Origin of the sequence: Mycolicibacterium neoaurum (genome assembly GCF_036946495.1) — a bacterium.
Lineage (GTDB): Bacteria > Actinomycetota > Actinomycetes > Mycobacteriales > Mycobacteriaceae > Mycobacterium > Mycobacterium neoaurum_B.
This window is the reverse complement of the sequence record NZ_JAQIIX010000002.1, coordinates 4,148,891-4,164,944: the sequence shown is the minus strand read 5'-3', so window position 1 is coordinate 4,164,944 and position 16,054 is coordinate 4,148,891. Positions and strand designations below refer to the sequence as shown.

Genomic DNA, 16,054 nt, shown 5'->3' with positions numbered 1-16,054 from the left:
AATCTTCAGCCCGACACGAAGCTCAGCCGCACCGACCGGCGCGGGTTGTCCCTGTTCAGGTCCACCAGGACGATGCTCTGCCAGGTTCCCAGCAATGGCGTGCCGTCGCCCACCGGCACCGTCACCGACGGTGAGACCAGGCCCGGGAGCACATGATCGGCACCGTGGCCGGGTGAACCGTGCGCATGGCGGTAGCGATCGTCGCGCGGCAGCAGGCGTTCCAGCGTGTCGATCAGGTCCGCATCGGAGCCCGCTCCGGTTTCGATGACGGCGATGCCCGCGGTGGCGTGCGGGACGAAGACGTTGCACAGTCCGTCGCCTCTGCCCGCGCAGAACCGTGCGACCTCATCGGTGAGGTCGACGATCCGTCGACGCGAGGTGTCCAGATCGAGCCAGGTGGGTCTTCATCAGCGTTTCCTCCGGATGATTGCGCGCAACTTCTCCAACCGGGTCGCGATCTCGCGTTCGGCGCCGTACCCGGTGGGCCGGTAGTAGTCCACGCCCACCAGTTCATCGGGTGGATATTGTTGTGAAGCAACGCCCCCCGCAGCGTCGTGGGCGTACTTGTAGCCCACCGCGTTGCCGAGCTTCTGGGCTCCGGCATAGTGCCCGTCGCGCAGATGCGCGGGCACCAACCCTGCCTTGCCCGCCCGGATGTCGCCCATCGCCGCCCCCAGCGCCGTGGTCACCGCGTTCGACTTCGGCGCGGTGGCAAGGTGCACGGTGGCGTGCGCGAGCGTCAGCTGCGCCTCGGGCATACCGATCAATTGCACGGTCTGTGCTGCGGCGACCGCGGTCGGCAACGCGCTCGGATCCGCCATCCCGATGTCCTCACTGGCCAGGATCATCAGCCGCCGGGCGATGAAGCGCGGGTCCTCCCCCGCGGTCAGCATCCGGGCCAGATAGTGCAGCGCGGCGTCGACGTCGGAGCCACGCACCGATTTGATGAAGGCGCTGACGACGTCATAGTGCTGGTCGCCGTCACGGTCGTAGCGCACCGCGGCCTGATCCAGGGATTGCTCGACAACCTCGACGGTGATGCGCTCACCGGTTTCGCTGGCCACCTCCAGCGCAGTCAACGCCCGGCGGGCATCACCGGCCGACAGCGTGACCAACAGCTCGAGGGCGTCGTCGTCGAGTGCGACCCTGCCCGCCAAGCCCCGCTCGTCGGTTGCCGCGCGCTGCAACACGGTGCGGATATCGTCGGCGTCCAGCGGTTGCAGCTGCAGGATCAGCGATCTCGACAACAGCGGCGCCACCACGGAGAAGGACGGGTTCTCGGTGGTCGCCGCCACCAGCAGCACCACCCTGTTCTCCACCGCCGCCAGCAGGGCGTCCTGCTGGGTCTTGGAGAACCTGTGCACCTCGTCGATGAACAGCACCGTCTGCTGTCCGCGGATCGCGGCGCGACGGGCCTCCTCGATGACCGCGCGCACCTCCTTGACCCCAGCGGACAGCGCCGAGAGCGCCTCGAACCGACGGCCGGTGGCTCCGGAGATCAGCGAGGCCAGCGTGGTCTTACCGGTACCGGGCGGGCCGTACAGGATGACGCTGGCCGCGCCGGACCCCTCCACCAGGCGGCGCAGCGGCGACCCCGGTTTGAGCAGGTGCTGCTGACCCACCACATCATCGAGGGTGGCCGGGCGCATCCGGACGGCGAGCGGGCTCGCAGCGGTCGGCAGCGCATCACCCGGAGAAGAGTCTCCTGGCATGTCGAACAGACTGTCGGCCACCCCTCAACGCTAAGCGGTCACGAAGTCGATCAGCTCCTCGACCCGCCCGATCAGTGCCGGTTCCAGATCGTTCCAGTCCCGCACGCGGCCGCGGATGCGCTGCCACGCGCCGGCGATATCGGCCTGGGTGGCATGCGGCCAGCCCAGGGCGTCGCAGATACCGTGTTTCCAGTCGATACCGCGTGGGATCACCGGCCACTGCTTGAGGCCCAGCCGTTCGGGTTTGACTGCCTGCCAGATGTCGATGTACGGGTGCCCGACCACCAGCACGTGATCGCCGGAACTCGCACGCATCGCTTCGGCGGCGATCCGCGATTCCTTGGAGCCCGCCACCAAGTGGTCGACGAGCACGCCGAGCTTGCGCCCGGGCCCGGGCTGGAATTCGGTGACGATCCCGGCAAGATCGTCCACCCCACCCAGGTATTCGACGACGACACCCTCGATGCGCAGGTCCGCACCCCACACCTGCTCGACGAGTTCGGCGTCGTGGCGGCCCTCGACATAGATCCGGCTCGCCAGGGCAACGCGTGCCTTTGCACCGGCGACCGCCACCGAACCGGATGCGGTGCGGGCCGGCGCGGCGGGGGCACGCTTGGGCACGGTCAGAATCACCGGCTTGCCCTCGACGAGGAAGCCGGGGCCCAGCGGGAAGGAGCGGATCCGGCCGTTGCGGTCCTCCAGGTCCACCCGGTTGTTCTCGATACGCACCACCGCGCCGACGAAACCGCTGGACGGGTCCTCGACCACCAGCCCGCGCTCGGCTGGGTGTTCGACGGAGCGAACGCGCTTGGGCGTGTGCGGGTTTCGGGACAGGATGTCGGAGCCGTATCGATCAGTCACGCGGGCGATCCTAGAAAGCCCCGCCACGGACCCGTCGATACGACATGCCGCCGTCATAGCATCGAGATGTGTTGCTCAATCGTGCGACAGCAGACGGTATCGCGGCCGGCACCATCACCCTGGTGCTGCGCAAATGGGACCGGCCACGCGTCAAGACCGGCGGCACTCAGCGGACCCAGGCCGGGATCGTGCAGATCGACTCGGTCGACGAATACCCGGCCGGTCACCGGGTGACACCGGCGCAGGCCCGTGCGGCCGGCTACCCCGACGCCGCCACCGCGCAGGCAGAACTGGAAGGGCGCACCGCCGCACACACGTATCTGATCGGGGTCTCCTATCTGGCTCCGGACGAGCGTCCTGCGCTGGCCGAGGGCATACCGAACGCCGACGAGATCGCCGAGATCGGCGCGCGGCTGGACCGCTGGGATACGGCCACCGAACCCTGGACCCGGACGTATCTGCAATTGATCGGCGACAACGAAGGTGTCCGGGCACCGGATCTGGCCGCGCGGGTCGGCACCGACACAGCGCGGTTCAAGCGCAGGGTCAGACAGCTGAAAGGGCTCGGGCTGACCATCAGTCTGGGGACCGGCTATCGGCTGTCCCCGCGCGGACAGACATACCTACGCCTGAATTGAACAGGCAGCGCCGAACAGCCGGCCACACGGTTCACCAACCGCAGCAAAGACACTCGGAGAAACATCAAAACCGTTGCTGTGTATCGCTGAAACGGCGGGACCACATGGGCCGGAGCCACCAAGGCAACGCGCGGGTCGGCACGGCAGCACACAACAATGCCGAGCTGACCGATCAGCCGACCAACACCCAGGGCTGACAACCAACTGTCGTGAAGTATTCACCTACTTGGAGCACTACACGTCCCCTCTCACCCGGGGCGAACTCGCCGTGGTCAACAACGTCGTTCTCCTCCGTGCGCACCATCCATACACAGTTCGCCGTGACCCCGCCGTGGGTCTGCCACGTACCGGAGACAGGGTTGCAGCGGAAGCAGTCACCGACTCTGTAGGTTCCGTCCTCGGCGAGAGAGACGGGCGGCAACGAGTTGACAAATACGAGCAGAGCAAACACCAGAGTCGAGGCAAACCAAACTATAACCTGCGCTTTCCAACCGGAGCGCTCCCTTACAGTCACGTTCTGTACGCTACGGCAAGGCTGACGCACCCCTCGGTGACAGGTACTTTGCTCACGCCACAACAGCCAGATTCGCCACCTGACCGTACTGATGAGCAACACGCACAAACCCCCGTTTGCTACACACGGCCCGGCACCCCCGTAGACCAGTTCAGCACGTGTGCAGCGTCACGTTCACATATAACTGACTGACATGTCAACCGGTATGTAGAGTGATTCCACCCGGGGTTACATGCTCGCTGCAGCCGATCGACTCACCAGACCAGCAGCTCCATGGCCTCTCCAGCCACGCAGCGGCCCCCGTATAGCTGGATCCGTTTGGACCCGAGCCGTTCCGCCAACCGGATCGAGCGGAAAGGATTGCACCTGATGACGCAGCCCCTGGTTCCCGAAGGACCGGCCCCCGACGGCACGGTGAAATCCCGGACTGCGCGACTGGTTGCCGCCCACGCCGCGAATCAACCTGGCCATCATGGCGATTCCGCCGGCGGGCCACCTGGCCTGAATGCACACGGCGGCCGCGACGTATCGATCTCAAGACAACCGGCGACCCTGGCCAAGGACGAGCTCAGCTCCGCTGCGCCGGGAACGGCCAAGGCCCGCCGGGCCGAAGTTGCGGTGATGCTACGGCTCACCGGCGGACTTGCCATCATCAGCAACACGATCGTCCTCGACGCCGAAGTCGATCACTTCCCCACTGCCCAACGTCTACGCAGCAACATCTTTCACCTGTGCGGCGCCGCACCGACACTGAACATGGCGCACACCAGCACAGGCAGCGCCAACCGCTATCTCCTGCGCCTCATTCACGCCGAGAACCTCGCCCGGCAAACCGGACTGATCGACCACCGCGGCCGACCGGTCAGCGGGATACCTCCGTGGATCGTCGGAGGCGCGCACGAGGAGTTGGAAGCGGCTTGGCGCGGTGCGATTCTCGCCACCAGCCACCTGGCGTCGACCGGACATCGCCGGGGACTGACCGTCTACAGCCCCGGCCCGGAAGCGGCGATAGCACTGGCCGGCGTCGCACGCCGCCTGGGGATCACCGCGCAGCGGCGTGAAGTCCGCGGCCGTGACTGCGTCGTCCTGCGCAACGACGAGGCCGTCACCGCGCTGCTGGCGCGAATCGGCGCTCCCGAAACAAGCGCCCTATGGGCGAATCGCCACCACCATCAGCACTTTCATAACGGAGTCGGACGAAGCCCTACGTTGGAGTCGGCAAATACCAGGCGGGCGGCCGAGGCGGCAGCCGAGTCCACCGCACGGGTGCGGCGTGCGAAGCAGATACTCGGTGACACCGCACCCGCCCATCTCAAAGCCGCCGCAGCACTACGCCTGGCCCATCCCGACCTCGCATTGAGTGAACTGGGCCGCCGCGCCGATCCACCCATGACCAAAGATGCCGTCGCAGGCAGAATTCGACGACTACTGGACCTCGCTGATCGAACCGCCAAGAAAGCCGGCATTCCCGACACCACCAGCTAGCCCGCGCGACCGCCCGACCGGCACCGCCGCGGATTTCGGTCAAGCAACAGCGACCGTAACCGCCGGTACGCCGCAGCCTGCTCGACCGTTAGGCCTCGCCGCCGACCGCTGCCAGCTTGTCCGGCGACGAGGTGATCTCGTCGATCACGGTGTGGATGAACCGCATCTTCTCCAGGACGGCCGGCGGCAGCACGAACGGGTACAGATCATCGCGTCCCATCGATCGATTCACCATGTTCAGCGCCCACGTCAGCGGCAGCCACATCTCGATGATGGTGTCGAAACCGCTAGGGCCCAACACCCGTCGGTCGAACGTCGCCCCGGCGGGAGCCAATCCGAACGCCGCGGCGGTGTCCAGGGTGTCCCGGATGTGCAGGTAGTGGGCGAACGTCTCGGCCCAGTCCTCGGCCGGATGCATGGTGGCATAAGAGGACACGTAATCGTTCTTCCAGCCCTCAGGCGCGCCCTCGCTGTAATGCCGGTCCAGCGCAGCCTGATAGTCCAGGTCGGGATCGCCGAACAGCTCGTTGAACCGTTCCAGGTACTCCGGGACCGGGCTGACCAGCCGATAGAAGTAATAGTGGCCGATTTCGTGCCGGAAATGACCGAGGAGGGTGCGGTAAGGCTCCTCCATGGACACCCGCAGCTGCTCGCGGTGCACATCATCACCCTCGGCGAGGTCGAGGGTGATCACTCCGTCGGCGTGGCCGGTGAAAACCTTCTCGAACTCGCTGGAGAGCAGGTCGAAGGCCAATCCGTACTGCGGATCGTCCTCGCGGCCCACCACGGGCAGCTTCAGCTCGGTCAGCTCGGCGATCATCCGGCGTTTGGCGCGCTCGGCAGCGGCGAAGGCGGCCATCGCCACGGTGTCCGAATCGGCGGGCCGAGTCCTTGTCAACGCGCATGATGCGCACAGCCCGGAGCCCTCCCCGACCTTGACCAACCAGTTACATTCGGCGGCATAAAGATTGGCGCACAACGCATAGTTGTGCTCGTCGACCGCCCCGGCGTGCTCGCTCTCGTCACCGCTGGCGATGACCAGCAGGGCCATATCGTCGAGCGAGAAGCCCAACGACGAGCCGCAGGACAGACATTTGGAGTTCTCGAACGCCAATCGCTGTCCACACTTCGGACAATTGAAATCCCGCATGCACGCTCTCCCCTGTTCGCACGGCCGCTAGCTGGTGCCCGCTGCGGCGCGCGCCTAAACCACCTGGGAGTCAGTTCGGCGCTACATCGACTGAGACTTCGATAACGCTACTCTCCGATTCGGTGTAGATGATCCCACGCAGCGGCGGCACGTCGGCATAATCCCTGCCGAAGCCGACCACCACATACCGTTCGTCGACCAGCTGGTCATTGGTGGGGTCCAGCCCCAGCCATTGGTTCTGCGGCGTCCACACCGATGCCCAGGCGTGGGTGGCATCGACGCCGATCATGCGTTCCTTGCCCGGCGGCGGGTCGGTGGCCAGATACCCGGACACATAGCTGGCGGCCAGGCCGTTGGCCCGCAAGCACGCGATGGCCAGGCGGGCGAAGTCCTGACAGACCCCCTCGCGGGCCTCCAACACCTCGGCCACCCCCGTCGAGATGGTCGTCGAACCCGACCGGTAGGTGAAATCGCGGAAGATCCGCGAGTTGAGGTCACGCAGGACCTCGATCAGCGGCCGCTCCGGAACGAAACTGGGTGCCGCGTAGGCGCGGACCTCATCGGTGATCTCCGGCGGCGCAAGATCCAGGGTGAACTCGCACGCCAGCGCACCGTCGGGTCCGACGGGTCGCGATATCTCCCACGGTGCGCGCGCAGCGCCCCCCTCGTAGAGTTCCGGCGCCGGCGGGTCGACCTCCACCAGCGAGTGACCCGTGACGGTGAGGGTGCGATGCGGCTCGGTGACGTGGAAGTAGGAACTGGTGTTGCCGTAGGCGTCCCGACTGATCGAACTGTCGGCGGCCTCCGGCTCGATCAGCAGTTCGTGGGACAGCCGCCGCTGGCCCGGCAGTTCGCGGGGCGTCAGGTAACCGCGGCCGTACGAGCCGGTGACATCGTCGGAGTACCGGTAGGTGGTGCGGTGGGTGATCGCATAGCGTCGGGTGCCTGTGTGCGTCACGGTAGCCGCCTCCGCTCGTCCGGCCCCCACAACGGTTGCATGCCGGTCGGCAGCGACAGATGCGCGGCGGTGATCAAGCTGGACAGCTCGCGAAGATCGGTGTGCAGGCCGTCGAGCAGGTCGGCCAGTTCGGCACGGGTGCCGTCGGCGGCGACGGTCTCCAGATCGTCCGGATCGACACGACGCAGCCGCGCGGTGATCTCGTCGGCCAGCCGTTCCGGTCGTGATGAACCCGACGACGACGGCAGCCGACGCAGCCCCTGATGCAGCCGGTCGAACTGATAGATCAGCGAGCGCGGGTTCTCGGCGTCGAAGAGCACCAGATCCGCCACGGCGGCGATGCTGACCTTGCCCAGCATCCGGCGGCGGTAGATGACCGATGACTCACAGGCCACCAGCATCGATTCGGTGACGGCCTGTTCGGCTCCGGGTGCCCGTACCGCCGTCATGGTCGCGCGCAGCAACGCGGTGAGCCCGAGACTGCGTTCGATGCGCTTGCCAATGTCCATCACCGTCCAGCCGACATCCTGGACCATCGATTCGGCCGCCATCCCGGACAGGGCGAGCATGCCCGCCAGCGTCTGGGTGTGGGCGGTCAGCAGGTAGGCGTCACCGGCGGCCTGGGACTCCGGCTGACGGGCTCGGGATCCGACCGCCCGCTCCACGCCGGCCAGCACCATCCAGGTGTCGTTCGACATCTGGTCGCGCACGCCACGTGCTGCCAGCCCGAGCCGCTCGACCGACTGGGCCAGCGATCCCGGGCGACGCCGGTCCGCAGTCAGCGACCACAGTGTGCTCGGCGCGATCGCGATGGCCTCGTGATCGTCACCACCGGAACCCGTGTCCGTGCCGGTGATCACTCCGATGGCGGCCAACAGGACCGGCACACACTGGCTTTCGGCCATGTCCTGGCGGTACCGGTACTCGTGATAGCGCTCGCGGGTGACGGTGAGCAACCGCGCCATGTTCTCGGCGCGCTCGGCGTAACGGCCCAGCCAGAAGAAGTCCGACAACACGCGCGGCGAGCTGACCGCCCTGGTGGGACTCGGCGTCATGACCGGCAGGTCGACCGAGGGTGTCGGCACCGCCTTGGCGCGGTCCGGGGTGCGGACCCAGACATCCTTGGCCGCAACGGTATCCAGGGTGTAGGCGGCGTTACCGGGAGCGGGCAGGAAACCGAGCCCGCCCATCATGGGGGCGTAGCCGCCTCGTTGGGCCACGGTGAACAGGCGCATGCCGACATCTGCCGCGGACACCCCGCCGGGAAGGAAATCGGTGGGTGCCGAAGAGAATTCCGGCAGTTCCTGGCCGACCCACTGCCACGGGTTCGCGGCGATGCGGGCGGCGAGCTGTTCGCGGGCCGACACCGATAACGCCGGACCGACGATCGTCTTGCCACCGGTGACCGGTTTGATGAGCAACCGCGACAGCTGCGTCAGCAGATGAGAACGCTCCACATCGATTCCGCCCCAGTACATCTGCGGGGACGCCAACAGTGGGGTCTCACCGGTCAGCAGTTCGGCCAACTCGGGCAGGAAGCGCATCAGCCCCGGGCTTTCCAGGATGCCGCTGCCGAGGGTGTTGACGACGGTCGCGGCGCCGCGGCGTAGTACCTCGACCAGCCCGACCACACCGAGGCGGGAATCGGCACGCAAATCCAGCGGGTCGACATAGTCGGCATCCACTCGGCGCAGCACCACGTCGACGCGTTTGAGGGTGCCCAGCGACCGCATCCACAGCTTCCCGTCGCGCACCACCAGGTCGGCACTCTCCACCAGCGGGAAACCGAGAACGCTTGCCAGATAGGCCTGGTCGAAAGCCGTCTCGGATTGCGCACCCGGACTGAGCACGACCACCACGGGTTCGTCGGCGGCCTCGGGTGCCGCGTCGATGAGCGCCAGGCGAAGCGCCTGCGCCCACGGCGAGGCCGGCCGCGGGGCGATGCGCTCATAGAGGTCCGGGGCGGCGTGGGCGATGACCCGACGACCCGCGAGTGCGTAGCCGGCTCCCGAGGGCGCCTGCGTCCAGTCGGCGTTGGCCCGGAAGCTGCCGTCGGCGGCCCGGCTGACATCACAACCGTGCAGGAACAGCTGATGCTTGCCGGGAACCTCGATACCGTGGGCGGCCCGCACATACGCGGGGTGGGCGAAGAGCAGTTGCGGGGGCAGCACCCCGCTGGTGAGGGAGACTCGCGCGCTGTAGAGGTCGGTGAGCACGGCGTCGAGCAGCCGCGACCGCTGCACAAGCCCGGCTTCCAGGGCGTCCCAGTCGGCGGTGGAGATCAGCAGCGGCAGCGCGTCCAGATGCCACGGCTCGGCGACGCCGCCGTCCGGGGCGGTGTCCGCGGCGCTCTTGTCGACGTGCACGTAGGTGATGCCGTCATCGTCGACGAGGTTGCGCACGGTCACCCGCAACCGGTCCAGCCCGTCGCGCCCCCGCTCGGCCACGCATTCGGCCAGCTCCTGCCAGGCGGGCCGGATGGCGCCCGCGGCGTCGACGAACTCGTCGAATCCGTTGCCGACGGTGCCTCGGACGTCGAACAACGCCTGTTGGGCGCGGCGGCTCCGGTAACCGGCGAGCACGTCCTCGGCGCGTGCCGTCATCTCTGTTTGTACAACCATCACCGCAGCACGGTACGCACCCGGCGGAGGTCCAGAATCCCTGGCGCGCCCATATCGGTGGATTGGCGCGCCTGCTTCTCCCGCAGAGCGGCCAGATCGACCCGGCCCGGGGTGAATCCGGTCGCCTCGAACCGGCGCCCCCGGCGCGATTCGGCCTCCACCGCGTTGATCGGCGGACGCTCATAGGAACGGCCGCCCGGGTGCGCGATGTGATAGGTGCAGCCACCGCGGGACACTCCCGAGACGGCGTCGACCAGTTCGAAGCGCAGCGGTCCGTCGACGGTGATGGTCGGGTGCAGGGCGCTGGGCGGCTGCCAGGCGCGGTAGCGAACACCACCGACCTGGATATCGGCCTTGTCGGTCGCCAGCAGCGGCACCGGATGACCGTTGACGGTGACGATATAACGATTGCGGTCCGCGCCCACCAGGCGCACCTGGACGCGCTCCACCGAGGAGTCGACATAGCGGGCGGTACCGCCCGCGGTGGACTCCTCGCCGAGGACATTCCACGGTTCGATGGCGCCGCGCAGTTCGATCTCCACGCCGTCGAACACCGCGGTGCCGATGCGCGGAAAACGGAACTCGGTGAACGGGTCCAGCCAGCTGGTGTCGAAGTCGATTCCGTGCTCACGCAGGTCGGCGGCGACATCGGCGATATCGTGAATGAGGAAGTGCGGTAACAGGTATCTGCCGTGCAGGTTCGCCCCGTGGCGGATCAGCGGGGCGCGCAGCGGCTCGTCCCAGAATCGCGCGACCAGCGCCCGCACCAGTAGCGACTGCACCATCGCCATCTGATAGTGCGGCGGCATCTCGAACCCGCGCAGTTCCAGCAGCCCCAACCGACCACGCGGGCTGTCCGGGCTGTAGAGCTTGTCGATGCAGAACTCGGCGCGGTGGGTGTTACCGGTGATATCGGTCAGCAGGTGCCGGAGCGCCCGATCGGTGACCCAGGCTTGCGCGGCACCCTCCTGGGCCAGCCGGTCGATCTCGGCGAACGCGATCTCCAGTTCGTAGAGCGCTTCGCTGCGGCCCTCGTCGACACGCGGCGCCTGCGAGGTGGTGCCGATGAATCGCCCGGCGAACAGATACGACAGCGCTGGGTGACGCTGCCAGTAGGTCAGCAGCGAGACCAACAGATCGGGCCTGCGCAGCAGCGGCGAGTCCGCCGGCGTGACCCCGCCGAGGGTGATGTGGTTCCCGCCGCCGGTACCGCCGTGGCTGCCGTCCACGTCGAAGGATTCGGTGGACAGCCGCGCCAGCCGCGCCTCGTTGTAGAGCGTCTCCAGTTGTGCCCGCTGTTCGGCGAAACTGCGTGTCGGCGCGACGTTGACTTCGATGACACCGGGGTCCGGGGTCACCGACATCGACGTCAGCCGTCCGTCGTCGGGGGGCCCGTAACCCTCGATGACCACCGGGGTCTCGATGGCCGCGGCCGCCGCCTCGACCCGGGCGACCAGGTCGACGAAATGCTCGAGGGCATCGGTGGGCGGCAGGAAAACGTACAGCAGTCCGTCGCGGATCTCGGCGACCAGCGCCGTCGGCGGTGCGGTCTCGGCGTCCTCGACCGGCGCTTGGGCCTGGCGGGCCGGCCCGCGGGCCAGTCCGCCGCGTGGGCCCAGCGGATCGGTGGCGAAGGTCGGCTGCGGGGGCCGCCAGCTGATCGAGTTCAGCGGCAACCGCAGACCGGCGGGCGAATCACCTTCCAGCAAAACGATCCGGCCGCGCCGCAAGGTCCAATCCGCACTCGCCCAACCGGAATCGTCGGCTCGGCGGTGCAACGGCAGGACGTGGGCGGCCGGCTCGACGACGGGCTCGTCGAGCCTGGCCAGCAGCGCAGCCCGGCGGGCCGGGTCGTCGTTCGCAAGATCGTCGGCTTCCTCGACCGGGTCACCGGCGGGTTGGCGGACGGCGCCGGCGAGCCGGCTCAGCGGGTCCTCGTATGCGGGCCGCACCTGTCGGGCGGGCAGGGTCAACCCGTCGGCGACGGCGGCCAACAGCTGGGCATCGGCCCCCTCGGGCGCCGGATCGGGCTTGGGGTCGGCCCACGGATCGGCCAGCAGGGCCGGGTCGTTCCACAGCGGTTCCCCGTCGGTGCGCCACAGCAGTCCGATCTGCCAGCGCGGCAACGGCTCTCCCGGATACCACTTCCCCTGGCTGCGTTGCACCAGTCCGTTGGGTGCCCAGACCCGGCGCAACCGTTCGGCGAGCACCGACGCGCGCTCGCGCTTGTGCGGCCCGTCCGCGGCGGTGGTCCACTCCGGATCGGTCTGGTTGTCCACCGAGACGAAGGTGGGTTCACCGCCGACGGTGAGCCGGACATCACCGGCCGCCAGCCGCGCGTCGACCTGTTCGCCGAGTGCGTTTATGGCTGCCCAGGACTGCTCGGTATAGGGCAGAGTGACGCGGGGGTCCTCGTGGATGCGGGTCACCACGTTGCTGAAATCCAGGGTGGCCTCGGCCGGCCCGATGGCCCCGGTGATGGGCGCGGCCGATTCCGGGTGTGGGGTGGCCGACAGCGGGATGTGGCCCTCCCCGGCGAACAGTGCCGAGGTGGGGTCCAATCCGATCCACCCGGCACCGGGGATGAACACCTCGGTCCAGGCATGCAGGTCGGTGAAATCGGCCGCGGGTCCCGACGGGCCGTCGAGGGCCTCGACATCGGAGGCCAGCTGCACCAGGTACCCCGAGACGAACCGCGCGGCCAACCCGAGCTGGCGCAGGATGGAGACCAGCAACCAGGCCGAGTCGCGGCATGAGCCGATCCCGGTGCGCAGCGTATGGTCCGGGGTCTGCACACCGGGTTCCATCCGCACGCTGTAGCCGACATCGGCGCGCACGGCCGCATTGAGGTTGACCAGGAAGTCGATGGTGCGGGTGCCCTCGGCGATGGTGAGGTTCTTCACCCATTTCCGGACGAGTTCGCCAGGGCCGGAACCCTCTTCGGACTCGTCGACCGGGCGCAGATAGGGTTCGAGATCGGCCAGCAGCTCCTTGGGGTAGCGGAACGGGAAGTGCTCGGCCCATTCCTCGATGAAGAAGTCGAACGGGTTGATGACCTTCAGGTCGGCGATCAACCCGACGGTGATGGTCAGGCTGCGCGCGCGGTCGGGGAACACCAGGCGGGCCAGGAAGTTTCCGAACGCATCCTGCTGCCAGTTGATGAAGTGGTCAGCCGGTTCGACCTGCAGGGAGTAGGCCTCGATGGGAGTACGCGAATGCGGTGCCGGACGGAGACGGACGACATGCGGGTGGATGTCCACCAACCGGTCGAACGTGTAGCTGGTCCGATGTTCCAGCGCCACTTTGATACCCATCACCGAATCCCACCACAAGGCGGGTCGGCGCGCAGCGCGGCCTACTCCATGGTCACCACGAGGTCGAAATCGTAGAAGGCCTCCTTGACGGCCTGCATCAGGGCCTCCTTGGTGTTGGGCGCACCCGGCTCCCAGGAGGTGACCGAGATACACACCGCGCCGCCGACGGTTCCGGCGGCCAGCAGCAAACGACCACCCATCCGATCCAGATCGGCTGCGGTGATGCCCGGTTCCGGCGAATGCGCGACGAACATGTCCGCGGGAGTTCCGTCCGGGCGGTTCACTTCGTCGGGAAGCACGCCGCTGTTGGACGAGCCGATCGGCTTACCCACCTTGAGGACCAGCTTCTCCAGCCGGCGCAACAGGAATTTGGGAGTGTAGGGCGCCAGCGGCAACGGCGCCAGCAGCTGCTCGCGGGTCGCAGCCAACTCGACAAGGGCCGCCTTGATACCGCTGCGGATCGGCCGCAGGTCGCCATGGGCGAGCTGCGGGTCGGCCATCACGGTGATGGTATTGAGCGCATTGCCCCTGGTATCACCCTCGACACGTTCGCTCACCGGCAGGGACAGCATCACGCGACCGGAATCGTCGACGCGGCCGATGGCCGCCCCGACTCGCGCGGCGACACCGGCCAGCAGCACATTGCTGCTTCCGCCAAGCGCTTTCGCTCGTGCATCCCATTCGTCGGCGTCGACGCGCACCGAGACCGTCGGCAGATCGACCGGCCGCTCGCCGTGCCTGCGGGACGCCGCGACCGGGACCGCCTTGGCCGACTCGGACAGGTCGCCGGACTGCGCGCGGGCCAGCCGTGCCGCGCCGAACACGGCGGCGGGCACCTCACGGACCGACCGTGCGGTCACCGTGAGATCCCGACGCAACGCCTGCCTGCGACTCGAGCATCGCGGCGCGGGATAGGCGAGGTCGCGACCGGTGCCGTTGACGGCATGGGTGATCGACTCGATGAGGGCGGCCGCGTCGGCGACGGTGTGGGACACCACCAGCGTGACCACCGATCCGCCCTCGGCCAGCGGTTGGACGGCCAGATGCCAGGGTGGGCCGTGCTCCGGGTCGACCGGGACATTGCCGCGCTCCGCCACGAAATCCCAGACCTCGTCGCGGCGCCGTTCGGTGGCGGCGATCTCGATATCGGCGGACTCCCCGCAGGGCACCCAGTGGTGGCGCCCCAGCGGGATGGACGAACGTTCCAGCCTGCGGCCGAGCAGGGTGCGGGCCAGATTGCGCTGGAAGCGCCGCAACCCGTCCATGTCGACACCGCGTTCGTAGATCCAGACATACTGGATGACCGGTCCCCTACCCAGCGCCCGAAGCGCCAGGTAGGAACCCTGATCCATATACGCCAGCGTGTTGTCAGCCGGAAGGCTCATGTATGCCGGGGCCCTTTCTCGCCATAGTGTGTCCGGCACGTGTGGGCCCCCCTGCACGTGTGAACGGCAAAATTTTAACGTTCCCGATAATTTCTTGCGCGCGTTTGTCGATACCGAAATCGCGGCGACTGTCGCGCAGATCACGCCGGCCGGCGCGTCGGAATCATCCATGGCGGGCGTTGATATCAGGGTAACGAAAGAAATACCCAGCCCGTCAGGAGACAACATGAGTGACTACTCCGACCGCGATGCGGTCATCGTCGGCGCGGTGCGCACCCCCATCGGCAAGGGCAAGCCGGGCGGCGCGCTGCACGGCGTATTGCCAGCAGATCTGTTGGCGCACAGCCTTCGCGAGCTCATCACCCGCACCGGTGTCGACCCGGCTTTGGTTGACGATGTGATCGCCGGTGCCGTCACCCAGGTGGGCGATCAGGCGGTCAACATCGCTCGTAACGCCCTGCTGGGCGCGGGCTTCCCGGAGACGGTGCCCGGCACCACGGTCGACCGCCAGTGCGGCAGCAGCCAGCAGGCCATCAGCTTCGCCGCCCAGGGCGTCCTGGCGGGTGCCTATGACATCGTGATCGCCGCCGGGGTGGAGTCGATGTCGCGGGTGCCGATGGGATCCTCGGTCCTGCCCGGCAGCGATCCGTTAGGCCGCGGCATGGCCGAACGCTATCCCGACGGGCTTGTCCCCCAAGGCATCAGCGCGGAGCTGATCGCGGCGAAATGGCAACTGTCACGCACCCAGCTCGACGAGTTCTCCGCCGCCAGCCACGAGAAGGCCGCCCGCGCCACCAAGGACGGGCTGTTCGACGACGAGCTTGCCCCCATCGCCGGCCTGAACACCGACGAGATCATCCGCCCCGGCACCAGCGTGCAGACCCTGGCGGGCCTGCGCCCGGCATTCTTCTCCGAGTCCTACGCGGCGCGTTTCGGCCAGATCGGCTGGAACATCACCCCGGGCAACTCCTCACCGTTGTCCGACGGCAGCGCCGCGGTGATGATCACCAGCGGGGCGACCGCGCGCCGGCTGGGCCTGACCCCGCTGGCCCGGGTGCACACCACCACCGTCGTCGGCTCCGATCCGCTCTACATGCTGACCGGCGTCATCCCCGCGACCGAGAAGGTCCTGCACAAAGCGGGGCTGGCGCTGTCGGACATCGACCTGTTCGAGGTCAACGAGGCCTTCGCTCCGGTGGTGCTGAGCTGGGCCATGGATGTGGGTGCGGACCTGGCGAAGGTGAACGTCAACGGCGGTGCCATCGCGATCGGACATCCGCTCGGTGCCAGTGGAGCCCGCATCACGACGACCCTGGTTCATGCCCTCAAGCAGCGCGTTGCACGCTATGGGCTGCAGACGATGTGTGAGGGCGGCGGGATGGCCAACGCCACCATCTTCGAGCGGCTGTGACGCCT

The 16,054-nt window shown here is 67.7% G+C and carries 11 protein-coding genes; 3 read left to right on the top strand and 8 right to left on the bottom strand.

Annotation, left to right across the window (positions count from 1 at the left end; genetic code table 11):
* Positions 1-5 precede the first annotated feature (5 nt).
* Genes PGN27_RS25545 through PGN27_RS25535 form a run of 3 tightly spaced genes read right to left on the bottom strand, consistent with a single transcriptional unit; the run spans position 6 to position 2,573 of the window.
* The gene (locus tag PGN27_RS25545; protein ID WP_335328862.1) at positions 6-386 is read right to left on the bottom strand and encodes a secondary thiamine-phosphate synthase enzyme YjbQ; all 381 of its coding nucleotides are present in this window, start codon (positions 384-386) and stop codon (positions 6-8) included.
* Positions 387-407: 21 nt separating this feature from the next.
* Positions 408-1,733, bottom strand: a complete 1,326-nt coding sequence (locus PGN27_RS25540; RefSeq protein ID WP_335328616.1) for a replication-associated recombination protein A — start codon at positions 1,731-1,733, stop codon at positions 408-410.
* A 9-nt stretch (positions 1,734-1,742) separates the two neighbouring features.
* Positions 1,743-2,573 carry a DUF3097 domain-containing protein gene (locus PGN27_RS25535; RefSeq protein WP_335328615.1) on the bottom strand — a complete coding sequence of 277 codons (831 nt, stop codon included), beginning with the start codon at positions 2,571-2,573 and terminating at the stop codon, positions 1,743-1,745.
* A gap of 68 nt (positions 2,574-2,641) precedes the next feature.
* On the opposite strand from PGN27_RS25535, the gene PGN27_RS25530 reads away from it, so the two are divergent.
* Both PGN27_RS25530 and whiA read left to right on the top strand, forming a co-directional pair.
* The gene (locus PGN27_RS25530) at positions 2,642-3,211 is read left to right on the top strand and encodes a hypothetical protein (protein ID WP_335328614.1); all 570 of its coding nucleotides are present in this window, start codon (positions 2,642-2,644) and stop codon (positions 3,209-3,211) included.
* Between the two features lie 883 nt (positions 3,212-4,094).
* Positions 4,095-5,210, top strand: a complete 1,116-nt coding sequence (gene whiA / locus PGN27_RS25525; protein ID WP_335328613.1) for a DNA-binding protein WhiA — start codon at positions 4,095-4,097, stop codon at positions 5,208-5,210.
* A gap of 88 nt (positions 5,211-5,298) precedes the next feature.
* On the opposite strand, the gene PGN27_RS25520 is transcribed toward whiA, so the two are convergent.
* The 5 genes from PGN27_RS25520 to PGN27_RS25500 form a co-directional block, all read right to left on the bottom strand.
* The gene (locus PGN27_RS25520; protein WP_335328612.1) at positions 5,299-6,360 is read right to left on the bottom strand and encodes a zinc-binding metallopeptidase family protein; all 1,062 of its coding nucleotides are present in this window, start codon (positions 6,358-6,360) and stop codon (positions 5,299-5,301) included.
* A gap of 70 nt (positions 6,361-6,430) precedes the next feature.
* Positions 6,431-7,318 (bottom strand): transglutaminase family protein, encoded by an 888-nt coding sequence (locus tag PGN27_RS25515; protein WP_335328611.1) that lies wholly within the window; start codon positions 7,316-7,318, stop codon positions 6,431-6,433.
* Positions 7,315-9,939 (bottom strand): circularly permuted type 2 ATP-grasp protein, encoded by a 2,625-nt coding sequence (locus tag PGN27_RS25510; protein WP_335328610.1) that lies wholly within the window; start codon positions 9,937-9,939, stop codon positions 7,315-7,317. The genes PGN27_RS25515 and PGN27_RS25510 overlap by 4 nt, the downstream gene beginning before the upstream one ends.
* Complete coding sequence (locus tag PGN27_RS25505) at positions 9,939-13,253, bottom strand: transglutaminase family protein (RefSeq protein WP_335328609.1); 3,315 nt, start codon at positions 13,251-13,253, stop codon at positions 9,939-9,941. Before PGN27_RS25505 ends, PGN27_RS25510 begins: the two co-directional genes overlap by 1 nt.
* A gap of 41 nt (positions 13,254-13,294) precedes the next feature.
* Positions 13,295-14,638, bottom strand: a complete 1,344-nt coding sequence (locus PGN27_RS25500) for a hypothetical protein (protein WP_335328608.1) — start codon at positions 14,636-14,638, stop codon at positions 13,295-13,297.
* 226 nt (positions 14,639-14,864) lie between these two features.
* On the opposite strand from PGN27_RS25500, the gene PGN27_RS25495 reads away from it, so the two are divergent.
* Positions 14,865-16,049 (top strand): thiolase family protein, encoded by a 1,185-nt coding sequence (locus PGN27_RS25495; RefSeq protein WP_335328607.1) that lies wholly within the window; start codon positions 14,865-14,867, stop codon positions 16,047-16,049.
* The last annotated feature ends 5 nt before the right edge of the window (positions 16,050-16,054 follow it).